Origin of the sequence: Sphingobacterium sp., from assembly GCF_039596235.1 — a bacterium.
In the GTDB taxonomy this organism is placed as follows: Bacteria; Bacteroidota; Bacteroidia; order Sphingobacteriales; family Sphingobacteriaceae; genus Sphingobacterium.
The window spans coordinates 30,480-52,902 of record NZ_JBCNKE010000005.1; the positions used below are offsets into that span (position 1 = coordinate 30,480).

Annotated in this window: 20 protein-coding genes and 3 tRNA genes; 9 read left to right on the plus strand and 14 right to left on the minus strand. The window is 41.2% G+C overall.

Features of this window, described 5'->3' with window-relative positions:
• Positions 1-97 precede the first annotated feature (97 nt).
• On the plus strand, positions 98-280 hold the full coding sequence (locus tag ABDW32_RS12060; RefSeq protein WP_343562704.1) for a hypothetical protein: 183 nt from the start codon (positions 98-100) through the stop codon (positions 278-280).
• A gap of 3 nt (positions 281-283) precedes the next feature.
• On the opposite strand, the gene ABDW32_RS12065 is transcribed toward ABDW32_RS12060, so the two are convergent.
• From ABDW32_RS12065 to ABDW32_RS12075, 3 genes are all read right to left on the minus strand, one after another.
• Positions 284-356: transfer RNA gene (locus ABDW32_RS12065), tRNA-Lys, on the minus strand.
• 312 nt (positions 357-668) lie between these two features.
• Positions 669-1,409 carry a hypothetical protein gene (locus ABDW32_RS12070; protein WP_343562706.1) on the minus strand — a complete coding sequence of 247 codons (741 nt, stop codon included), beginning with the start codon at positions 1,407-1,409 and terminating at the stop codon, positions 669-671.
• A gap of 276 nt (positions 1,410-1,685) precedes the next feature.
• Positions 1,686-4,889, minus strand: coding sequence for a S41 family peptidase (locus ABDW32_RS12075; RefSeq protein WP_343562708.1), 3,204 nt, complete (start codon positions 4,887-4,889; stop codon positions 1,686-1,688).
• Positions 4,890-5,384: 495 nt separating this feature from the next.
• On the opposite strand from ABDW32_RS12075, the gene ABDW32_RS12080 reads away from it, so the two are divergent.
• A complete protein-coding gene (locus ABDW32_RS12080) occupies positions 5,385-6,572 on the plus strand; it encodes an MFS transporter (protein ID WP_343562710.1) in 1,188 nt (395 codons plus the stop codon).
• Positions 6,573-6,800: 228 nt separating this feature from the next.
• Here ABDW32_RS12080 and ABDW32_RS12085 read toward each other — a convergent pair whose 3' ends face one another.
• From ABDW32_RS12085 to ABDW32_RS12095, 3 genes are all read right to left on the minus strand, one after another.
• Positions 6,801-7,535, minus strand: coding sequence for a phosphatase PAP2 family protein (locus ABDW32_RS12085; RefSeq protein ID WP_343562712.1), 735 nt, complete (start codon positions 7,533-7,535; stop codon positions 6,801-6,803).
• An 841-nt stretch (positions 7,536-8,376) separates the two neighbouring features.
• Positions 8,377-8,448: transfer RNA gene (locus tag ABDW32_RS12090), tRNA-Arg, on the minus strand.
• Positions 8,449-8,699: 251 nt separating this feature from the next.
• Positions 8,700-8,780 (minus strand) — tRNA-Tyr (locus tag ABDW32_RS12095).
• A 288-nt stretch (positions 8,781-9,068) separates the two neighbouring features.
• Between ABDW32_RS12095 and ABDW32_RS12100 the strand changes: the two genes are divergently transcribed.
• The 6 genes from ABDW32_RS12100 (at position 9,069) to ABDW32_RS12125 (ending at position 15,216) form a co-directional block, all read left to right on the plus strand.
• Entirely contained in the window at positions 9,069-9,701 is a 633-nt protein-coding gene (locus ABDW32_RS12100) for a peroxiredoxin (protein ID WP_104384792.1), read from the plus strand.
• Between the two features lie 87 nt (positions 9,702-9,788).
• The gene (locus ABDW32_RS12105; protein ID WP_104384791.1) at positions 9,789-10,103 is read left to right on the plus strand and encodes a thioredoxin family protein; all 315 of its coding nucleotides are present in this window, start codon (positions 9,789-9,791) and stop codon (positions 10,101-10,103) included.
• Positions 10,084-10,338: a hypothetical protein gene (locus ABDW32_RS12110; protein ID WP_077436919.1), complete on the plus strand. Its 255-nt coding sequence runs from the start codon at positions 10,084-10,086 to the stop codon at positions 10,336-10,338. Before ABDW32_RS12105 ends, ABDW32_RS12110 begins: the two co-directional genes overlap by 20 nt.
• 392 nt (positions 10,339-10,730) lie before the next feature.
• Positions 10,731-13,184 (plus strand): PIG-L family deacetylase, encoded by a 2,454-nt coding sequence (locus ABDW32_RS12115; protein WP_343562717.1) that lies wholly within the window; start codon positions 10,731-10,733, stop codon positions 13,182-13,184.
• A gap of 9 nt (positions 13,185-13,193) precedes the next feature.
• Positions 13,194-13,403 carry a hypothetical protein gene (locus ABDW32_RS12120; protein WP_077436917.1) on the plus strand — a complete coding sequence of 70 codons (210 nt, stop codon included), beginning with the start codon at positions 13,194-13,196 and terminating at the stop codon, positions 13,401-13,403.
• Positions 13,404-13,500: 97 nt separating this feature from the next.
• Positions 13,501-15,216, plus strand: coding sequence for a sodium:solute symporter (locus ABDW32_RS12125; protein ID WP_343562719.1), 1,716 nt, complete (start codon positions 13,501-13,503; stop codon positions 15,214-15,216).
• A gap of 267 nt (positions 15,217-15,483) precedes the next feature.
• Here the strand turns inward: ABDW32_RS12125 and ABDW32_RS12130 are convergent, their stop codons facing one another.
• From ABDW32_RS12130 to ABDW32_RS12165, 8 genes are all read right to left on the minus strand, one after another.
• Positions 15,484-16,341, minus strand: a complete 858-nt coding sequence (locus ABDW32_RS12130) for an N-acetylmuramoyl-L-alanine amidase (RefSeq protein WP_343562721.1) — start codon at positions 16,339-16,341, stop codon at positions 15,484-15,486.
• Positions 16,342-16,352: 11 nt separating this feature from the next.
• Positions 16,353-17,414: a DUF3078 domain-containing protein gene (locus ABDW32_RS12135; protein WP_343562723.1), complete on the minus strand. Its 1,062-nt coding sequence runs from the start codon at positions 17,412-17,414 to the stop codon at positions 16,353-16,355.
• Between the two features lie 21 nt (positions 17,415-17,435).
• Positions 17,436-18,188, minus strand: a complete 753-nt coding sequence (locus ABDW32_RS12140; protein WP_343562725.1) for a hypothetical protein — start codon at positions 18,186-18,188, stop codon at positions 17,436-17,438.
• A gap of 70 nt (positions 18,189-18,258) precedes the next feature.
• Positions 18,259-19,089, minus strand: coding sequence for a glucosaminidase domain-containing protein (locus ABDW32_RS12145; protein WP_343562727.1), 831 nt, complete (start codon positions 19,087-19,089; stop codon positions 18,259-18,261).
• Between the two features lie 15 nt (positions 19,090-19,104).
• Positions 19,105-19,626 carry a glucosaminidase domain-containing protein gene (locus ABDW32_RS12150; RefSeq protein WP_077436911.1) on the minus strand — a complete coding sequence of 174 codons (522 nt, stop codon included), beginning with the start codon at positions 19,624-19,626 and terminating at the stop codon, positions 19,105-19,107.
• 22 nt (positions 19,627-19,648) lie between these two features.
• Positions 19,649-20,284, minus strand: coding sequence for an O-methyltransferase (locus ABDW32_RS12155; protein WP_077437018.1), 636 nt, complete (start codon positions 20,282-20,284; stop codon positions 19,649-19,651).
• A 240-nt stretch (positions 20,285-20,524) separates the two neighbouring features.
• Positions 20,525-21,154, minus strand: coding sequence for a GTP cyclohydrolase I FolE (folE, locus tag ABDW32_RS12160; protein WP_108635440.1), 630 nt, complete (start codon positions 21,152-21,154; stop codon positions 20,525-20,527).
• A gap of 28 nt (positions 21,155-21,182) precedes the next feature.
• Positions 21,183-21,596, minus strand: coding sequence for a 6-carboxytetrahydropterin synthase (locus tag ABDW32_RS12165; protein WP_343562732.1), 414 nt, complete (start codon positions 21,594-21,596; stop codon positions 21,183-21,185).
• A 167-nt stretch (positions 21,597-21,763) separates the two neighbouring features.
• On the opposite strand from ABDW32_RS12165, the gene mqnB reads away from it, so the two are divergent.
• Positions 21,764-22,405, plus strand: a complete 642-nt coding sequence (gene mqnB, locus ABDW32_RS12170) for a futalosine hydrolase (protein ID WP_343562734.1) — start codon at positions 21,764-21,766, stop codon at positions 22,403-22,405.
• Positions 22,406-22,423: the final 18 nt, after the last annotated feature.

A 22,423-nucleotide genomic window follows, 5' to 3' on the forward strand; every position in this document is an offset into this window, starting at 1 on the left:
GTTCTGTAGAAGTAAACCAACGATACAAGGAAAAAAGTTGCACAATTATTTAAAATCGTCTATAGATCGGTATTTTAGCCATTTTGAAGGGTGTCATATGGAAGACATTCGTACAGATGAAAATCATACAAAAAACGATGGATTGGCAGCGCTTTTGGTTGGTGCCTTGCTGATGCTGTCCAACGCATTATTAGTCTATTATTTTTTGCACTACAGGAAAGAAGTCGATAATTTTCCAATGAACAAAAAAACCATCCTACTACGTAAAATGGCTTTTTGAAAGTGACCCCGCTGAGGCTCGAACTCAGGACCCACAGATTAAGAGTCTGTTGCTCTACCAACTGAGCTACGAAGTCATTCGATAAACCAAATGTAAGGTTCACCGCAGAAAAAGTCAAGTGGAAAAGGATATTTTTTTGACTTTTATGACATTCAGGCAAGATTTTGTTCAACTTACCCATCTAAAAGAACAATCCTAAAGATCCTTTTCAAATACCCAACTATTAAGCATTAATTATCCACTAGGTAGAGCAGAATAGCTGCAGCGGAAACAAAGTACAATTAATAATCATCGCCAAGTTCATCTCGCTTCTTCTTCTTGTCCGTCGCTGCCATAGCAACGGAAGTCTGGCCGACTCGACAAAATGTCAGGAATCGACCCGCAATTTCTAGCGGTCTGAAGTGGCTATAAGCCCCATGATCATCGGCCGAAGCTCCATCTCGATCGTTTTTTTTACCGCGGTTTTAGTTCCTTTTTTCAATGGGATAACAACAGTTCGATAACCGATCATTTCTGCCCGAAGTTCCTGTTTCTTATTCAGCAGCGATTGCGGTACCCAAAGTTCAAAATTACCTTTTTCATCAGCCTGTGTGTGGTAGTTTGCTATGGTCACATTGGTGCCCATCATACTGTTCTCACCAGAAGCGCAGACAATTTTTCCGGTAATCTTTACCTTACTGCTATCCTGAGCAGATGATACCTGCTTATTATTGACGCAATCGTGTGTATTTATTTGTTTCGCAGCCGATTTTACGATCTTTTCTTCTGATGGTACAGTGGACACTGTTGCTGTTGTGACAGCCTGTGCCTTCACCGGCATAGTCTGAAAGCTCATTGAGCCAATCAGCATCAGTCCTGCAGCAACACCGCTCCATCTATTGTGCCATAGCGGATTTTTTACAAAGGAAATGCTGGCATCCAGTTCACGTATCAGCTGATCTTCATAAAATCGGCCACAAAGTCCTTTACTGGATTTTTTGATCCGATCAACGATTTCCTGATCGCTCATCTTGGAGAAATCAACAACTATCTTTTTACACTGGCCACAAAAGCGTCCCTGTTCCTGTGCTTTCATTTTACCCCAATCTGCTGTGCAGGATTCTTTTACTTGTAATATGATCTTTTCCATGTCTATGTCTTTATGTTTGGTATGGGATGCAGAGAAATTCAAGATTCCACAAAGGCGGAATAAAATAATTTTAAATACCTGTAAAGGGGGAATAGGGGAACACAAGTAAAATAAAAAACAGGCTGTGTCCAAAAAATGCTCGGACACAGCCTGTTCAGAATATTTAATATCGCTTTCCAATTAACTTTGGAAGCTATTTTCTGACATGGACTTTCGATATAGTCCACTATAGCTGGAGGGGATCCTCAGCTTGTAGCTATTGATTCTTTTACCGTATTATTTGAGATCAGCTAAGATTTCCTTCACGGCACGCTCCAGTTGGGGATCTTTGTTTTCCATACGGTCCTGCACCGTATTCTTGACAAAAATATCCGGCGCCACACCGGTTTGCTCTAAATCCTGGCCATCGAGGGTATAACATCCCCAGGAAGGTAGGCGGTAAAAAGAACCATCTACCAAGCCTTTGCCAGAGGTAAAGATAATCCAGCGGTAAGTTTCATTACCGATGATCTTGCCCAATTTTAGCGCTTTAAACCCCGCTGCTGTCATTTCAGCATCACTCAACGATTGCTCATTGATTAACAGCACGATCGGTTTGGCTGCGGGTGCAAAATTGCTTTGGGGCGCACGTTTTCCGCCGCGATATTGCCACTGTAGATACGGACGCTGCGACAAAAAGCGGAGCACCTCATCGTGTACATTTCCACCGGTATTGTAACGTAAGTCCAGGATAATCCCCTGTTTGTTATTTTCCTGCTCAGCCATGTCGATAAGAAAGCGTTGCAACTCCCCGCCCGACATATTCTTCATATGCGAATAAGCAATTTTATTGTCGCTTAGTCTATCAACACGGCTGCGGTTATCCTTGATCCATTCATCATAAAGCAATTCCCTAAAAGCTGTACCGGAAATTGGTCGCACATTGGTATGGATTTCTTTCCCATTGCGGTTTAAAGTCAGCTGCACTTCCTCTTCCAATGACGGCCAGGTAAAATAACTATCACGGTCTGCCACAGTATTTAATTTGACACCATTGACAGCGACCAGTATATCGCCGGCTTTGATATCCACTTCTTTCTTTGCTGCCGGTCCATTTCCTACAATGCGACTGATTTTATACGGGTTTTCGTTATCATATTCCACTCCGATTTCGTTGGTCACGAAGCCAAATGATTTGCGTTCTTCTGCGCCCATGGAACTAAAGCCAAGGTGCGAGGAGTTAAGTTCTCCTAACATATCATTCAGGAGAATACGCAGGTCATTGCGGTCATTGATTCCGGGCAGATATTTCTCATATTTCTTTTTGGTTGCCGTCCAGTCTACACCATGGAAATTGCTGTCATAAAAGTTTTCTTCCAGATTGGCCCAGGTCTCATAAAACATCTGGTTGAACTCTTTCTCTAGATCTCTATTGAATTTATAGCTCATGGTTATCGCATCGAGCTTATTTGCCTCCAAATTGTACTTCTGTATGATTCCCCGATGCAGCACAAAGTACTTACCAGCAGATTCCTGAACCTGCCCCATACCGCCTTCGATGACCTTTTCTGTTTTGGGAGCTGTGAATGGCTCATAAACCGTACGATAAGCACTGAACTTGCCTTCATGATCAGAACCATAGAAGACATAAGATTTATCTGCTTTTTGGATCACTAAAGGGCTGTATTGAGTCCCAAATGCTGGACTGACCTGTTCGATACGGTCCCGCAAGCCCTCAAGATCAAGCTGTACCAACACCGTCTTCTTTGATTCTTGAGCAGGCGCTGCAGGTTTATTTTTATCTGCATTGGCCTTATGCTTATCCTTGGCATCATTTTCCTTTTTAGGCGCTGTTGGCTTATTGGCCACCGAATCTTTTTTTACTGCAGGCTGCGCGAATAATTCGTCGAATTTGGCACTACGATAAGGTTGGTCAAAATTGGTCAGCGCCATACGGAAGATGCTCGAATTTTGCATGCCCGTAGGGTAAGAAGGCTTTGTTCTATTGCTGGCAAAATAAATATACTTCCCATCAGGAGACCAATAAGGGCTGGTCTCAGAGACCCCAGTATTGGTCAGGTTGGTCGTTTGTCCGCTTTTCAGGTTATGGACAAAGATGTCCTGCTCAAAATTACGTATTGCGGTAAACAGCAGGTAATTGCCATCGGGTGAAAATGAGGGTGAAGAATTTTGGAATCCCCAGATTTCATCTTTGACTACGGTCTGGCTCTTTAGCGTACCAAGATCCAAGGTACGCACCTCATCACGGCCACTTAGGTACACGGCTTTCGTACGGTCGCTATTAAAGGTAATGTCACGGTTGTTACGAAGATCCTGGGTCAGCTGTTTCACTTCGCCCTTGCCGTCCGCAGTGCGAGAAAACCAGTTCTGATAGCCTTGGAAGGTTTGGCTGTAGAGTAATGTTTTACTGTCTTTAAGCCACTTGACCTCCATCACGCGCTCTCCCTGACCGGGCATCTGACGGACAAATTTACCCTCGCTATCGGAGACAAAAAGCTCGCCTCTGGATACAAAAGCGATTTTTTTTCCGTCCGGAGAAACATCAAAATTGCTGATATTGCCCGTGATATTGAACTCTTTCAACTTGCCAAGTACCTGATTGCGATTTAAAGCAATATTGGGCTGTACCGTTTTCTTACTATTGACGTCGTAAATATAGAGCTGATAGCCCTTCTCAAATGCTATTTTATCGCCATTTGCAGATACAATCGGCCGTTTAATGGATTCTGTAAAGCTGGTCAATGCTGTTTTGGCTTTTCCATTCAGCTGATACAGGTTATACTCGCCGTTATTTTCGTCCGAAACATAGTATATATTTCCTTTTTGATCCGTTGTTGGCCACAGATCTTTTCCGACATAGTCTGTATACTGTTGAAAGACTTTTGTTTTGGGATTATAGGAACGGATATCTGGATTAAATGCCCCCTTATAGCGCTTACGGTTTGCCGAATTATACCCTTCCCAGCTGTCATTAAACAGGAGTTCCCCAGAAGCTGTGGGTACGATACCGCTGATATAATTGAAAAAATGAGGAAAAAGACGTGTTGCTGTGCCGCCTTCTACTGAGACCTGATAACCGCCCATGCGATTATAGCGTGTGGAGGTAAAATAGAGGCTCTTACTGTCCCAGCTCCAGCTGTCCACTTCGTCTAGGGCATCGTGTGCGGTCAACTGACGGATATCCCCGCCGGCCAAAGGCATCACATACACATCCATATTTCCATTTTGATTGGCGGAGAATGCTAGCCATTTGCCATCTGGAGAGATCCGGGGATTGATTTCGTTACCTTCCATACCGGTAAGCCGAACAGCCACACCTCCTTGGCTGGCTACTTTCCAAAGGTCACCCTCATAGCTGAATACCATCTCCTTCCCATCGGGCGTCAATGCGGGATGAGATAAAAATGTCGGTTGCTGTGCAACGACATAAGCAGTTCCACCATAGGCGAGAACTGCACTTAATAGCAGTTTTTTTATCATTATATCTAGGAGGCTAATAATTGCTTGCCTTTAACAAAAATAGAATAGCTTATTGAAAAACGATTGAAGTATTGCGAATTTTACAATTTTATTGAATTTAGCCCGATATTAATAGGTCTTATTTGAACATCTTCGTATATTTAATCTACAGTCAGGGAGCTGCCTCTGGCAGCTGGTCATAGTAGCAATCAACAGAAATGGACCGGACACAGGTAACATATGGGACACTGATCATAAGCTATTTAAAGTGAGCTAATTTTATCTTCACAAATAAGCGAAGATAATTATCGCGAACACTTTGTGCAGAAAGCATAAAACAAGAAGATAATTAACATTGGTTTTGGCGATAATTATCACTTAACTTTAAATCGCTGATTATATGATCCCTCTGCTTGACGATCTTTTTCTGCTAGGACTGGGTGGCTAAATTTCTTTATTGATCGTGTCGTAAAATGAAATACTTATCCGTAACTTTGCACCCTCAAATCAAGAACTATGGACGCAACCTTAACTCTCTCAGAGGAAGAACTTTATAATAAGCGCAATCGCATACGGATTGCGGTATCACTTTTCTTTTTTTGCCAGGGCATCGCGTTCGCGTCTTGGGCGAGTCGTATTCCTGTCATTAAAGAGCGACTACACCTGAGTGAAGGGCAGCTGGGAACTATTCTATTGATGCTTCCTGTGGGCCAACTGGTGACAATGGCGCTTTCAGGTAAGCTCGTCACCAAATATGGTAGCGCCAAAGTACTGCGTATCGTACCGATTGCTTATGCCTTGGTACTCTGTTCCATTGCCTTCGCTCAAAATGCCTGGCAACTGGGAGCGATACTGTTTCTTTTTGGGGTGACTGGCAATATGTGCAATATTTCTGTCAATACACAAGGGGTGGCCACAGAGCAGATTTATAAAAAATCAATTATGACTTCTTTTCATGGCGCCTGGAGCATTGCTGGTTTTACCGGAGCGTTAGTGGGGCTGCTGACCATGAACCTTGGCTTGGATACGCTATCTCATTTTCTGATCATATTGGCCTTTGTCACCGGCAATACATTAATTAATCAGCGATACTTGGTTCCGGGAAAATCACCACAGAAAGAAAAGCGAAGTTTCTTTTCCAAACCAGAGGGGAGCCTTTTGCAATTGGGGATCATTGGCTTTTTCAGCATGGCAACGGAGGGAGCGATGTTTGATTGGAGCGGAGTATATTTTAAAGAAATCGTTCATGCGCCCGAAAAATTCGTTGTCGTGGGCTATGCGTCTTTTATGATCATGATGGCCACCGGCCGTTTTGTGGGAGATACCGTAATTCGGAAACTCGGCCGCAAACGAACCTTGCAATATAGTGGACTCCTGATGTTTGTAGGGATGATGACTTCGGTAATTTTTCCCCAGTTTATTGTGTGTACGCTTGCCTTTATGCTCGTCGGCATAGGTGTTGCCTGCAATGTACCTTCTATCTATAGTATCGCTGGCCAAAACAAAAACGTGCCATCGGGCGTGGCTTTGGCCATGGTTTCCAGCATTAGCTATCTCGGTTTTTTAATGGGACCGCCGCTGATCGGTTATATTGCCGAGCTATTTAGTTTACGCTATTCGTATGGTGTTTTTGCCTGCTTCGGCTTACTGATGTTTGGCATGGTTGGAAGGCTATCTCTATTTAAGGAAGCGAAGGTGGATTAACGGGGCCCAGGCTTTGAACGGATTATTACAGCTTTGGTTTTCTTCGACTATGACCATTCCCTGTTATGATCTCTGTGCGCGTTTCTACCGGACATTTGTTTGGCATGATCGGAAGACGCCTCTATCCAGGGACTCAGTCCGAGCAGTCTCCGCAACAATCGAGATAGCACATTGCTGCTGCCGCGCTTAACTGTCTTTGACCACCACTATTTATTGATTTTAATCCCATTATGGCCTCCGCCCATGTTTCGATCGGCCTCTGTTTATCATGACCGGCAGGACTACTCCCGTCAATTTGGTCGGAAGGAACTTAAAGTTGAAAGCCGGACGTCGCTGGAATGAAATCATCGGTGCAAGGATAAAGTAAATACAGGCTGTTCCTACCCCTAATAGCGATCCAAATCCAACATCTTCAAGAAAGTGCTGTCCCAAATAAATTCTGGAATATCCTGTTAACACCGCCATAATACAACAGAACAGACCAATTCTTTTGTCTTTAGAAATAATAGCAATTGTTGTTGCCAAAGCGAAAGCGGAAGTTGTATGCCCCGAGGGAAAGGAATTAGTGTAAGCCACAGGTAGCCAAGAAACGAAGTGTAATGAAGGTTCACCACGGAACATCGCCGCCGGGCGGTTGGCATGGAATACACTTTTCAGCACACAGCATATTAGACCCGAAAAAACATAAGTACCAAAAATACCCTTAACATAATTCCATCTTCTAAAAAAGCAGCACAGGACGGTGAGCATTATAATAAAGATCCCATCTCCAACGTATGTGTTTATTGTCATGAGAATATCTGCCCAAAAAGCATGATGAGCATTTATAAACTGAAACGATTCTTTCTTGGTTGCCAAAAGAAGGAGAGCAGCAACCGATATAATCCATATACCGAACATAATGAAAAAAGCTCGGTTTGTATTATATATTCTTTTTAATTGATTCTGAATCACTTTTATCATTTCACAGGTATTATCGGGCGAAGTTAACCGCCGAATATTAGTAAGTCATTAATTTGTAATAAAATTTAAATTAACACAATTTTTACCGACACTGAAAATAATATGACAAAAGCACGGAAAATTTAACAAAATTTAATAGTCTCCCCTAATACCTCTCGTTTGTAGCACTTTAACCCCTCAATGGCCTCGGAACCAATTTCTCTAGAATCATCCTGAAGTAGATATTTTGAAATGATCACTTGTTTTACGGATGCCGCGGATTCTAATTAACAGCCGATATATGTAGGAAGCAATGTTTTTTGCGAACGCAAAAAGTGTTTCATGTGAGCCTGGTTTTAATAAATATATTCCGAACGGATAGAAATCAGTAAATTTTATACTTCCCTAGATTTTCATTGAAAATCAAAATGACAACTTCAATGTTTAACAACATGCCCGGCAGAGCGTAGGTGCAAGTCCTCTACATGTCAATTCATTTTTAAGTACGAAGCACTGCTGGACTCTTTATTTAAAAAGCTATACGTACACTCAAGAAGCCAGCAAGCAAACGATCTGGAGACAGGAGCTTAAAAAGCCAACCAACAATCAAAATTAACCGTTGGGGGTCAAATTCGGGTACTTGTTATCAGGTTAAGCGGCCTTTGGCTAGATAAATTAGGCTTTACTCCCAAAAAGCAGATTTCCGTAATGATCATGCACAATTTGCTCACCATCAAATTAGAAGAATAACGATACGAAATTTAGGTAATAAAACCGGAGATAACCCAATACTAACATATTGAATCACAGATTTTTATTACCATAAAAAAAGGAGACATCCAATAAGCGCTGTCTCCTTAAGTAGCCCCGAGCAGAATCGAACTGCTATCAAATGTTTAGGAAACATCTATTCTATCCGTTGAACTACGGGGCCATTTCAAAAGCCAAACTTAGGTTTATTTTATAAATAAGTCAATAGTTAGTTGAAAATCTACGCGATATTTTATGCAATGTCTACGTATCAGGTACAAAAGGTAACTCGATGACGATTCTCAACAATGCTTCAGCTACCATTGCACAACAGCACACAACCAACAATGAAAGAGATGATAAGACAGATTGCATCGACGCAATTGCTGATTTATTTGAAACGAAAATTTAAAGTATTTTATAAAGGAAAAAATGTGGAGGGAGAAGGATTCGAACCTTCGAAGCCGAAGCAACGGATTTACAGTCCGTCCCATTTGACCGCTCTGGAACCCCTCCAGCATTGCGCTATCTTGAAATAGAACGTCGCAAAAGTAGCTGTTGCGCAGCATTTGTGCAACTATTCTGACGTATTAATTTGTAACTACCCCAAAATGAATTGTTTTATTTTTTCTACAATGCCGAATTCCGACAATCTGCGTTTATCAACCCGGTATTACTATAATAAAAACTTATTGTTATATTCTAGTCATAATAGATTTTGATGATAGTATATTGGTAAAATCAATTCGCTTTTTGATCTAGGTTGCCTTATCTTTGTACCAACAAAAAAGAAAGATATATATTATGAGTTTCACAGGTAAAAGTTTTCCAAGCATTACGGTAGATGCAATCGATTATTTAGGCGACAATTTGCAGATCAACATTTTCGAAAAAGCAGTTAAAGAAGGTAAAAAAGTACTTTTGTTTTGGTATCCAAAAGACTTCACTTTTGTATGTCCTACAGAATTACATGCTTTCCAGGAGGCTGCTGCCGAGTTCGAAAAACGCAATACAGTCTTGATCGGTGCTTCTTGCGACACAAACGAAGTTCACTTTGCTTGGTTAAACACTGCAAAAGATAACGGTGGTATTGAAGGCGTTGAATATCCGATTTTAGCTGATACTAACCGCAACTTATCAAGTGTATTGGGTATTTTGGATGTTCAAGAAGTGGAGCACCCTGAGTACGGTACATTGGCGCAAGGGTCTGCTGTTACTTACAGAGCTACTTATTTGATCGACGAAACTGGCCGTGTATTCCATGAGTCGGTAAATGATATGCCTTTGGGCCGTAACGTAAAAGAATATTTACGTTTGATCGACGCTTACGCTCACGTACAAAAATTTGGCGAGGTATGTCCTGCAAACTGGGAAGAAGGTAAAGATGCTATGAATGCAGACAGAAAAGGTGTAGCTGACTATTTAGCTAAACACTAACAATAAAAGACCTTTAGGTCCTATCAACGGGAGCCCTTATCCCGGCTCCTGTTGATTTTCTCCATCAATCACCTTAATAATAAAATCATGTTACAAGAATTAGAAAACGATAATTTACAAGAAATTGTAAACAATAACGATATTGTAATGGTTCAATATGCCGCTACCTGGTGTGGTAACTGCAAAATCATGAAACCAAAATTCAAGAAATTGTCCGGCGAAAACGAAAGTATTCCATTTATCATCGCTGACGCAGAAAAGTTCCCTGAATCACGCAAATTGGCGAACGTCAATAACCTACCTACATTTGCTGCATTTAAAAACGGTAAATTGGTGAATCAAGTACAAACAAATAAGTTGGACGCATTAGTAGAATTATTCAATGAAGCTGCCGGTAATTAAACATCTTACAGAATTCATCGAACAAAACGATGTCGATTATGTATTAGAAACCATCGAGACATTGGAGGCCCTAACGGAAGCACCATTGAAAGATGAGGAACTCGACGTGATCGGTGAATTAATTTCTAATCTATACGGTGCCGTAGAGGTTGATAAATTGATCAAAGAAGGCAATTCGAAAAAAGATGCCTTAAATATGTTCATGAAACGTGTTTTAGGGGCAATTGATAAATAATACTGCTTGCTCAAACACAAAAAGTGAAACTTTCTTTTCATATTTTTAGTTGCCAAAAAGCTAAATTGTTGACAAAATTTAGCAATGTGGAAAACTAATTGAAGTAATCTGACAGAACTAAATATTTTCTACATATATTTACTATGTTAAAGGTTGCCACTTGGAGCGAAGCGACAAAATAACTATTCTCTAAAAATTCGTTTCAGGAAAAAATATTTTAATTGTTAAACGGAAATTTCAACTTGGTTGGAATTTCCGTTTTTTATTTTAGGTGAATTTTGAAGCTTATACCTTTGTTTTCTTTCCAGTTTCACCTTATTTACAACGAATAATATACATTAAAATTACAATGTGCTTCAATGCTCTTTTGCGTGAAATCTTTATCTTTAAACATGCGAAAACCCTTTCTTTCTGTTATTATTTTATTGGCTAGTATCTTGTCGAAGCCTACTGTACAAGCGCAAAATCCGCAGTGGAATGCCGCCGAGATTAAGCTTAAGCTGGAAAAACTGAATGTTTTAGGCGCTGTGCTGTACTTTGCGGCACATCCGGATGACGAAAATACCCGTCTGATTGCCTGGCTGGCCCAGGAAAAAAAGTACAGAACGGGCTACTTATCGCTGACCCGCGGTGACGGAGGACAAAACCTGATCGGTACCGAACAAGGTGTTGAATTGGGACTGATCCGTACACAGGAGCTTCTCGCCGCACGAAAGATCGACAACGGGGAACAATTTTTCTCCTCGGCCTATGATTTTGGGTTTTCTAAAACCCCCGAGGAAACATTCGCTTTTTGGGACAAACAACGGGTGCTCGCTGAGGCAGTATGGTTGATCCGCAAATTCAGACCAGATGTGATCATAACAAGGTTTCCTCCGGATTCCAGGGGCGGGCATGGCCACCACCAGGCGTCTGCAATGCTCGCACAGGAAGCATTCAAAGCAGCTGCTGATCCAAAGCAGTTTCCTGAACAACTGCAATACCTAAAGCCTTGGAAGACAAAACGCCTTCTCTGGAATACATTTAACTTTGGCGGACAGGACAACACGAGCGAAGATCAGCTAAAAGTGGACGTCGGAAATTATAATGCGCTGGTAGGAGCCTCCTACGGGGAGATCGCTGCACATAGCCGCTCTTCGCACAAAAGCCAGGGCTTCGGTTCGGCTGCTCAACGTGGCTCATCCATTGAGTATTTTGAATATGTCGACGGTGATCCGGCTAGTTCCTCGCCCTTGGACGGCATTGATGCCTCCTGGAAAAGAATACCAGATAGCGAAACAGTACAATCGCTGATCACAAAAATTAACCAGAACTATCAGATCAACAGACCAGAGTCATCTTTACCTGACTTGATCCAGCTCTATAAAGCCCTCGATCGGATCAAGGATGATTACTGGAGGGATCAGAAGAAAAAAGAGGTAGAAAAACTGATTCTTGCCTGTGGCGGAATCTGGTTTGAAAGTATTGCAAAAAATCCAGATTATGGGATCGGTGATCAGATTAATGTCGCTAGTGCTATCATTGCAAGGCGCCCGGATGTTACCGTGCAGCTGGTCAAGCTAAATGACAAAGAAATCCATAAAAACCTGGTCAGCAATGTCCTTTTAAAAGATTCTATAACTGTTAATGCCATCAGCTCGACACAACCTTATTGGCTGATTGAGCCACACGCAAAAGGGAAGTTTAACGTCAGTGACTTCAATCTCACAGGCTATCCCGACAACCCCAATAACCCCAAAGTCCGCTTTGAATTAATGATCAATGGTACCGCCATGACTTTTGATCAGAACATACAATATAAATATACGGATCCTGTCCGTGGTGAAATCTACAATCCGGTAGTCATTCTTCCACAGCTCACAGCAAAGAGTTCAAGCCCATTGGCACTCACTCAAAATGCCCAAGCCGTTAAAGTAAACCTATTGTTCAAAAAAAACGGACAGGATCCAGCACAATCATTTGGCGTAAAGGCTGTTGGAGTAAAAGATTGGCAAATATCGCCAGCGTCATTTGAGCTCCAGTTTACCCCTGGCGTCAATCTCCTCGCCAAAGAGCTCACCATAAGCCCCTTAAACCCCACTGTTTCGTCCATTGATACCCTACTTTTTCAAGTCAATCAAAAAGATAGACTAAAAGAGATAAAAACAATAGGTTATGACCATATTCCGGAGATTGTCTATTTCCCTGATGTTGCTATAAAGATGAGCAATATCAATCTAAGCAATCCGGTTAGAAAAGTAGCCTATATTCATGGCGCAGGAGATCTGATCCCCGAATCACTCAGCGTAATTGGAATCAAAGTGGATGTGCTCACAGGCGAACAGCTATTAAAAAATGATCTTTCAGGTTATGATGCGGTAATCTTGGGTGTGCGGATCTTTAATGTCAACAAAGACATCGCACAAATTCAGAATAGGCTATTGGACTATGTCAATAAGGGCGGAACTGTGCTCGAGCAATACAATGTCAGCAACGGTCTGGTTTCGAAAAATTTTGGCCCCTATGCCTTTAGCCTTGGAAGGAGCCGCGTTACTGATGAGCACGCTAAGGTTCATTTTGACGAAAAAGATCCTATTTTCAATTATCCCAATAAAATTACAAAAGCAGACTTTGACCATTGGGTACAGGAGCGGGGTCTGTATTTCGCCGAGAATATCGACAAGAGATACCGTACACCGATCAGTATGCAGGATCCGGGCGAGCCACTGCATAAAGGATCTCTTTTGATTGCTAACTATGGGAAAGGGAAATTCGTATATACATCCTTATCTTTTTTTAGACAATTACCCGCGGGAATTCCCGGAGCTTACAGATTATTTGTAAATTTGTTATCAAAATCAAAATAGAATATCATAATGGAAAATCAGATTGACAACAACTGTACAACAATAGATGCAGGAAAGGCTAAAGGAATTATCCTTTTAGTTGCTGTAGTATTTGGTGCATTAATTGGCTTCACTGCAAATGAGACATTTTTAAGTATCATTGGTGGTGCTGTTATCGGATTGATTATCGCTGCATTTTTTAACAGTGTTATCTATCCTCAAAAGGCCTCAGATAGATAAAAAACAAGATGAATAGCTGGAAACGTTACTATTGGATAGTCGTTATCTGGCTATTTATATTTATCCTTTTTCTGTACTTTTTTACGAATCATTATTCATGAGTACGGTAGATTGGATTGTTCTATTGCTAACACTTTTGTCGATTGTCGTCTATGGCATCTATAAAAGTAGAGGTATCAAAAATATTGATGGTTATCTTCTGGGCAATCGTTCATTGCCTTGGTACCATGTCGGGCTTTCGGTAATGGCCACTCAAGCGAGTGCCATTACTTTTCTGTCGGCTCCGGGATTAGCCTACTCCTCGGGAATGAGTTTTGTACAGTTTTATTTTGGTCTCCCCTTGGCCATGATCGTCCTCTGTATTACATTCATTCCAATCTTTCACAGACTTAAAGTCTTCACTGCCTATGAATTCCTGGAGAAAAGATTCGATGTCAAGACCCGCGGACTCACGGCATTGCTGTTTTTAATCCAGCGTGGTATTTCAACGGGTATCACCATTTTTGCCCCATCGTTGATCATTTCGGCCATTCTGCATATTGATCTAACACTAACAACGCTGATTATCGGAAGTTTTGTCGTTATCTACACCACCTATGGGGGGACTAAAGCTGTGTCTCACACGCAATTGCTCCAAATGAGCATAATATTTGGATCGCTGCTTATAGCGGGTGTACTCGTCATCCATTTGCTCCCTGCGGATATTGGTCTTTCTAATGCGTTGCACATTGCCGGCAAATCAGGTAAAACCAATGCCCTTGATTTCACTTTTGACCTCAGCAACAACTATACGCTGTGGACGGGATTGATCGGTGGTTTTTTTCTGCAGTTATCCTATTTCGGAACAGATCAAAGCCAGGTAGGCCGTTATCTAACCGGATCGTCTATAAAGGAGAGCAGAATGGGATTAATTATGAATGGCCTTTTAAAGATCCCTATGCAATTTGCCATTCTACTGATCGGTGTATTGGTATTTACCTACTATCAATATCATCAACCGCCGATTTTCTTTAACCAGGCCGAAGTACAGAAGTTGAAGGAAAGTAAATATGCAGCTTCTTATCAAGAGCTGGAGCAAAAACACGCTTTCTTATTCCAAAAGCGTGAATCTGTCGTCAATGGGCTCAATATAGCACTGGATCAGAAGGATGAGGAGAAGATTGAGTCCTCACGCACAGCATTGCATGAACTGAATACCAAGATGCAACAGGTGAAAGACAGTACAGTAACACTTATCAAGAAAAACAATCCGACAGCCGAGACAAACGATAATAACTATGTGTTCCTGTCCTTTGTAACCAAAGCCTTTCCCAAGGGGCTGATCGGTTTGCTGATCGCCGTTATTTTTCTGGCATCCATGGGTTCTACCGCCAGCGCCATTAACTCGCTGGCTTCAACAACAACGATAGATATTTACAAACGTTTTATAAACCGTAATGCTACTGAAAGACAGGATCTCCTCTGGTCACGTATATTTACCTTAGCCTGGGGAGTTTTCACAGTGGTCATTGCGCTATATGCCAATAAGCTGGGTAATCTTTTAGAAGCAGTCAATATCTTAGGCTCTTTGTTTTATGGTACGATCCTAGGCATATTTATCGTTGCTTTCTATCTAAAAAAAATTCAGGGGAAGGCTGTTTTTATCGCCGCAATTCTCTCGGAAATCATGGTCGTTGGCATCTGGTATCTGGACAAAATTCCTTTTCTCTGGCTGAATCTCATTGGCTGTATTGCGGTGATGATTATCGCGTATATGATACAGCTTTTGTCCAGAAATAATACTGTCACAACGGATAACAACAGTCATCAATAGAACCCAATCCGAAAAATAAGGTCACATCGTAAAAAAGTTCATGATTTCTGTCCGGAGTTTAATTTTGAGAACCTTTCCCTATTCCAGATTTTGTTCGCCTATAAAAAGAAACGCCAATAGTTTAATTTCGACAATTCTTTTCTTAATCCCTATAAATGTAATACGAAAGCGTCCAAATTTGTTGTGGATTTGGACTCTTTCATTTTATAGACCAAGATGCCATTGTTTTTGTTGGCATCATCTGTCGAAATTGCATTTTTCAGTCTATTAATATTTCTTATAAATATTGTAAAGCACACTCTTATCATATACCGTCAACTCGGGCGTTGTATCGCGTATGATAAATTTACGTTTAAAGGCAACGATCGCGGCTTTGAGATTGGACGTATCATATCCAATGATCTTAAGCGCGTCAATGGCATTAAACCCCTCAGGAGGAGCAACCAGCTGACCTTCGTCATACCATATCCCAAATCCCTTTTCCGCCAGCTTCTTCCAAGGAAAGAAAACACTGGGATCGTTTTTACGTGCCGGAGCGATATCGGCATGACCGATAAAGTTATTGTCAGGGATAAGATAGCGTGATTTTAAGGTATCCAAAACCGTGATCAGTGAATTGATCTGTGCATCGGGAAAGGGTTCCCGACCATTATTATCCAATTCTATTCCGATAGAACAAGAGTTCATGTCCACAATAGTTCCCCACTTCGCTACACCGGCGTGCCACGAACGCACGTAGTCATTTAACATTTGGATAATCTCACCGTTGCGGCCGATCACATAATGTGAGCTCACTTTGGTGCGCGGGATCTGGAATGTCTTTATCGTCTGGCCTACACTATCCTGTGCCGTATGGTGGATGATCACAAAATTTGGTTTGCGCACATCATAGTGTATAGCTTCTGCCTGCCGCCAGTAGGGGTGTTCCCCTGTCTTCTGTAAGAAGATCACTTTTCTTTCCTGTGGTGTCAATTGATTTGTGTCGGGCTTGACCACAACCTTCTCCTCCAACACTGCGTCTGGCAGGAAAGAAGCAACCAATGGTGTGGTCATAGCAGCAGCTTGTCCCTTGGATTTACAGCTCGCCAAGGACATCAACACAGCAAATACAATTCCAACTGACACTGGTCTAAACATTATTTTGGTAAACTATAGACAATTCCCATAGCCAATGACTGGCTCAATTGAACTCTTGAGATCACATCTGGATCATAGATCATAATTCCATTCAGATTGACGTTGATTACCCGGGTCACTTTTGCTGTTACGGTCACATCAAGACGGTGGGTAGGATCTGAAATCTTCTCATAGTCCGCAAATAAATTGTAACGTGCTTTTACATTCAATTTATCCGTAAAATTCTTATCTAAGTTGCCCGTGAGCTGGAATGCCAGCGCATTGGCAAAAGAACGGTCTTCTTTCACCCCAAATCGTTCGCCTGTACCTTTACGGAGATTACCTTCCCCCTCGGGCTTGTTCATATCCGGTAAAAGATAATAACCGTATTTATCATAAAACCCTTCTGCGGAACGAGGTTTTACACGCTCATCCAAAATAAAGGTCTGCCGTGCGGTACCCGTACCAAAACGCAACGAAAACTCATTGCTCGGCTTATACTCGAGACCGAATGATTCTGTTAGATAGGCCGGCGCCATAAACGCATTTTCAATATAATCAATCGTGTCCTTACCATTTATGGGTTTATATTTATAACCCGCATCAAATTGTGACTCGAAGGTTACTGATGTAAACAGGGCCCAGTTTGCCGACAATTTATAAGATAACTTGTTATCCCAAAATATACGGTCATTATTCTTTTTTGCGATATTATTTGTATTCTTGATCTTACCGTAACGGAGATCAACTTCAGTTACAAAATTAAAGTTGTCACGGGTATAATCTGATTTGTGATTGGCATTGAGACCGATAGCGATGGATCCGACACCGCCCCCCTTCCAATTATCGTTAAAGGACGCCTGGTTTAAGTTGATACCAAATTTAGTCCAATGTTTCCAGTAATCGACTTCAAGATTGAGTTGGGGTACAACCGGACGGATGGTTTTGATATTTAAAGGTAGCTCTTCTTGTACAGAAATTACGGTATCTGGTTTTGCTCTAAGATCCTTCAGATCCTGCGCCTTTATACTTGTAAAAGAAAGGCAAAGCAAAGCCATGCCGACAAAATTGAATAACTTCATTCTGAAAACTCTATTTTTTGTTTACGGTACTAATTTATAATTAATTGTTGGAAAAGGCTCAATAAAATATTGCGAAGGATTCATTCGGTAACGTGAATAGCAATCTTTGATGTAATTTGTTACTTCGTAATCACTCGCTGCCAGGATAAAAAAATAGGATGGTCTAAATATTCGTCTAAACCGTTCTGACTCTTCACCATTGAGCCCCGTAACCTTGCTGATAAGTTCTTTGGTAAATTTATAGTCGATTACATTTTCCTTATAATCGTTTTCTATGGTCTTCGTCAGTCTACGCGCTCTCTTGGCTTCTTTACTAAATAGACTATAAATGGAGTTGATACTCAACCCTGCCCCGGTAGGCCCCACCGAAAATACATCGCCATATCCTGCCAAGCGGTAGGCTTTCTCATAATCTTCTTTTGCCTTTTTCAGAATTTCCTCGGGGTTCTTTCGTGCGGATACCTGAACCTCATCAATATAGATAGACTCTCTTCTCAAATGAAACAACAACAATCCCTTATTGTCAACAGCAAGGGTGTCTGAAAAATATTCCTTGCTCATAGCAACAATCTGATCACCTATCCGGGCCAGAAAATCAAATTCACCTTTAATATTATTATAGAATACCTCGCCGGTCCTTAAATTGGCAAGTTTCACATTTCCGATACGTTGTTTGGTTTTTTGGTCAAATACAATTCCTTCAACTTTCTTTTCCTGACAAAAAAGTAGGGGAGAACTGCCCAATATGGCTACGAACAGAAAAATATAACGCATTAGTTTCACTTTCGTAAAACTACTATATCGCCATACAAAACTGAAATATTTAACATCTTTTAAAGCGTAACTATTTAGATATAACCAATAGCTGTCCTAGGGACAATGCTTCATCTGTAAGACCATTTAAAGATTTGATCTGCTCGACAGAGACATTATAGAGTTTGCTCAGTGAATATAAGGTTTCCTGCGCTTTCACTTCATGAATACGCATTGCTACCGGGCTTTTGATCTCTTCCGTTTTCACGACGGCGGGAGGTGTTTCCTCCACATGATGTACAATCTCTTCTTTCACGACCTCTTCACGCATGACCTTTTGTGTCGGGGTCTCTTTCCGATCGTATTGGTCAAGATGATAGCGTTCGATCATTTCAATCAATAAATCCGGATAGCGGGGATTGGTCGCATATCCTGCAGCCTTAAGCCCTTTTGCCCAACCTTTATAGTCATCCTTGTCCAATTTGAACAAGGCTGAATAACGGGGACGTAATAAAAACTCCGAATGATCCCTAAACGACTGTTGGGGATTGTCATATACACGGAAACAATCGTTAATATTATCGTCAGGACGGGTCACGGATTTGCCCTTCCATACGCCACCACATTTGATACCGAAATGATTATTTGCTTCCCGGGCCAAGAAGCTATTACCATTGCCAGACTCTAACAGAGCCTGAGCGAGTTTTATACTGGCCGGAATACCATACTTGTTCATTTCTGCAATGGCAATGTCTTTATAATGCGCAATGTAGTCATTCCCAGCCATGGTGGGTCGGCCTGTTGAAGATGAAGAAGTTTTTGAATTGGATCCGGATTTTGTCGATGATAATGTGCCTCTCCGGCTTGAACAGGATGTAATCACCATCATGAATACAATCATGCCATAAAAAAACTTCTTCATGCAATACTGTCGTGCTTATTTTTTAGTAGACGAGAACTTATTTTGCTTGGAATCGTTATCAAACATATCAAGGTGATAGAGTTTGATCGTTTTAAGTACTTTCGCTGTCCAGTCTCTACTCGTGGAGTAACCTGAACGAGCTATTGCCTTTACCCAAGCTTCATATTTTTCACCTGGATGTTTTTCAAAAAGGCTTTGGGTAGTCTTTTTTCTCTTTACTATTCCTACAAAGTCATCATACGAGTCTAATACAGACCGATAACCTTTGTAAGCTGATCGAATAACAGTGCTGTTATTCTTTCCTTTGACACCAAAATGGTTGTTCAAATTTTTTGCTATCCTGCTACCACCATTTCCGCTTTCATGCATAGCGATGGCTAAGATAACCGATGCCGGAACACCGTGTTCCTCCATCATTTCTTTTGCTATTGGACTGTACTTATCGACATATGCCGCACTTTGAGCTGAAACTTTTGAAATTCCAAAAGTTGCTAAAGCCAGTACCAGTACAAAGCTTTTTAATTGTTTTAAATTCATGAAGAATGTTTTAGTTCACAAATTACTTCTTGCGCAATGCAAAAAGTCCGTCTCGAATCGGTAATATTACCTTCTCTACGCGCTTGTCCTGAGCTAAACGTGCATTCAAATCAATGATCTGCTTTGTTTGGTTGTCTGGTTTTGAATCTAACACCTTACCTTTCCATAAGACGTTGTCAATCAAAATGAGTCCCCCAGACGGAACTTGATTTATTATTGTTTCGAAATAATATAAATTTCTCTTTTTATCAGCATCAATAAATACCAGATCAAATGTTTCATTCAATGTAGGTATGATCTCCGCTGCATCGCCAATATGATATCGGATCTTATCTGCGAATTCAGACGCATCAAAATATCCTTGGACCCGTTCCTGTTGCTCCTCATTGATATCGATGGTGTGTAAAACACCATCTTGCTGAAGCCCTTCTGCGAGACATAATGTTGCATATCCCGTAAAAGTCCCGATCTCCAAAATACGTTTTGGAGCAACCAATTTACTCAATAAAGAAAGAACTCTTCCCTGGTAATGACCAGATAACATATGGGGCATTGTTTCCTTCAAATATGTCTCCCGATTTACCCTTTTCAGTAACGAATTTTCATCGTCTGTAGTATGTTCCAAATAGGACTCTAAATCGTTGGCAACAATTTCCATAACCACAAAGGTACCAAAAAACATATTTATGATAAAAATATTTTTTTATAAAACACTGAAAAACAACTACATATAATTATCAGTTTGTAAAGGAATTTTGTAACGACTAGCCTTAAAAGCCCAAAAACGCCATATCCCCATTTTTTGAATTTTGTGTTTTTTTTAAGATTTTTTCAAAAAACACGCCCTCGAGAAGAGCTTCATCTCGAGGGCGTGTTTTATTATTTAACAATAAAAATATTAAGCAAGATCCGCTGTGATCAAGCGTAAAAATTCGGATCGGGTCACGTCGTTTTGAAATGCTCCAGTAAATGCGGAGGTAGTCGTTACCGAATTTTGTTTTTGCACACCGCGCATGGCCATACACATATGTTTACACTCCATAACAACGGCAACACCACGAGCACCTAACGTTTCCTGAATACAATCCCGGATCTCGTTGGTAAGACGTTCCTGTACCTGCAAACGACGGGCGAAAATATCCACCACACGCGGAATTTTACTCAATCCCACAATATGTCCGTTCGGAATATAAGCAATATGGGCTTTTCCAAAGAAAGGTAACATATGGTGCTCGCATAAAGAGTATACCTCGATATCCTTTACAACTACCATCTGGCTATAATCTTCCTCAAACATGGCTCCTCGGAGCACTTCAGCCGCATCGATATCATATCCATGTGTCAAAAACTGTAGGGCTTTGGCCACACGTTCGGGAGTCTTTACCAAGCCTTCACGCTTGGGATCCTCTCCTAGGCATTCCAAGATATCCGTATAATGAGAAGCGATGCGATCTACTTTTTCAGTATTGTATTTGTCGATCTTAATATATCCATCCAACTCTTCGCTGTCAAATGAGTGTTGACTCATAGTTTCTACTATTTAAATGTATTAAAGATTAATCGCCAAAATATTCGACGTAGTTATTTTCGGTTTCGTGCAAACGAACACTATGCAGTGCCACTCCATGCGCTTCAAACTGTGGTTTCAGAATCTTAAATATCTGTATAGCGATATTTTCGGTAGAAGCCATGACACCCTTCATAAACTCAACATCCAGGTTGAAATTACGATGATCCACTTTATCAATGATACTGTGATTGATAATTTCTTTCATGATCTTTAAGTCGATCAAAAAACCAGTTTCAGGATTTACCTCCCCCTTGACTGTGACAAAAAGGTCATAATTGTGCCCATGCCAATTTGGATTAGAACAGAGCCCGAACACTTGTTCGTTTTGTTCATTGCTCCAATCTTCACGATACAGCTTGTGTGCTGCACAAAAACGTTCACGACGAGTTATAAATATCATAATAATACAAAGATACGGCTTTGAGCCCAATTTTAACATTTCTATTTTAGGAATGCCGTCAGAATAGGGTAATATAATTAACAAGTGATGAGTCTGCTGGTTGTATTTTAAGTCCGAAGACTCGGCGATAATTCGTAATTTTCGCTACTAATTTAAAAAGGTCTATCATGAGGATATTAATTATAGCTGCCACAGCATTCGAAATTCAGCCTTTTCTGGAAGTTGCCGCCAATTACCCCAATTGTGACACGCTGATCACCGGTGTAGGGATGGTTGCGACAGCATTTGAATTAGGAAGAGTACTATACGAAAACAAATATGACCTACTTATCAATGTGGGCATTGGAGGCTGCTTTGACCGCAACTTGAAAATAGGTGCGGTGGTGCAGGTCATTGCGGAATCGTTGGTAGAATTGGGGGCAGAAGATGACCTACAGTTTATCCCGATCGAACAGTTGGGCTACGGAAAATCGACATTTGAGTCTTCTTTGCTTCACGGCAAAAAGGTATCACTCCCTTTTTTGCCCCAGGGATATGGCATTACAGTAAATAAGGTACATGGGAATGCCGACAGTATTGCAAAAGTACAACAGCTACAGCCCAACAGCTGTATCGAAAGCATGGAAGGCGCAGCAGTTTTCTTTGCTGCCGATAAAATGAAACTCCCGGTGATCGAACTTCGTGGTATCTCCAATTACGTCGAAAAAAGAAACCGTGCCACGTGGAACATTCCGCTGGCTATAATGAATAGTAATAAGGCACTTATACAAACCTTGGATTTCTTACCTGACTTATTTTCCAAAATTTAATACAAAAGTCATTTACTT

Coding starts and splice junctions, on each gene's coding strand:
- ABDW32_RS12060 (WP_343562704.1), top strand. CDS start 98: ATGGAAGACATTCGTACAGATGAAAATCATACAAAAAACGATGGATTG.
- ABDW32_RS12070 (WP_343562706.1), bottom strand. CDS start 1,409: ATGGAAAAGATCATATTACAAGTAAAAGAATCCTGCACAGCAGATTGG.
- ABDW32_RS12075 (WP_343562708.1), bottom strand. CDS start 4,889: ATGATAAAAAAACTGCTATTAAGTGCAGTTCTCGCCTATGGTGGAACT.
- ABDW32_RS12080 (WP_343562710.1), top strand. CDS start 5,385: ATGGACGCAACCTTAACTCTCTCAGAGGAAGAACTTTATAATAAGCGC.
- ABDW32_RS12085 (WP_343562712.1), bottom strand. CDS start 7,535: ATGATAAAAGTGATTCAGAATCAATTAAAAAGAATATATAATACAAAC.
- ABDW32_RS12100 (WP_104384792.1), top strand. CDS start 9,069: ATGAGTTTCACAGGTAAAAGTTTTCCAAGCATTACGGTAGATGCAATC.
- ABDW32_RS12105 (WP_104384791.1), top strand. CDS start 9,789: ATGTTACAAGAATTAGAAAACGATAATTTACAAGAAATTGTAAACAAT.
- ABDW32_RS12110 (WP_077436919.1), top strand. CDS start 10,084: ATGAAGCTGCCGGTAATTAAACATCTTACAGAATTCATCGAACAAAAC.
- ABDW32_RS12115 (WP_343562717.1), top strand. CDS start 10,731: ATGCGAAAACCCTTTCTTTCTGTTATTATTTTATTGGCTAGTATCTTG.
- ABDW32_RS12120 (WP_077436917.1), top strand. CDS start 13,194: ATGGAAAATCAGATTGACAACAACTGTACAACAATAGATGCAGGAAAG.
- ABDW32_RS12125 (WP_343562719.1), top strand. CDS start 13,501: ATGAGTACGGTAGATTGGATTGTTCTATTGCTAACACTTTTGTCGATT.
- ABDW32_RS12135 (WP_343562723.1), bottom strand. CDS start 17,414: ATGAAGTTATTCAATTTTGTCGGCATGGCTTTGCTTTGCCTTTCTTTT.
- ABDW32_RS12140 (WP_343562725.1), bottom strand. CDS start 18,188: ATGCGTTATATTTTTCTGTTCGTAGCCATATTGGGCAGTTCTCCCCTA.
- ABDW32_RS12145 (WP_343562727.1), bottom strand. CDS start 19,089: ATGAAGAAGTTTTTTTATGGCATGATTGTATTCATGATGGTGATTACA.
- ABDW32_RS12150 (WP_077436911.1), bottom strand. CDS start 19,626: ATGAATTTAAAACAATTAAAAAGCTTTGTACTGGTACTGGCTTTAGCA.
- ABDW32_RS12155 (WP_077437018.1), bottom strand. CDS start 20,284: ATGGAAATTGTTGCCAACGATTTAGAGTCCTATTTGGAACATACTACA.
- folE (WP_108635440.1), bottom strand. CDS start 21,154: ATGAGTCAACACTCATTTGACAGCGAAGAGTTGGATGGATATATTAAG.
- ABDW32_RS12165 (WP_343562732.1), bottom strand. CDS start 21,596: ATGATATTTATAACTCGTCGTGAACGTTTTTGTGCAGCACACAAGCTG.
- mqnB (WP_343562734.1), top strand. CDS start 21,764: ATGAGGATATTAATTATAGCTGCCACAGCATTCGAAATTCAGCCTTTT.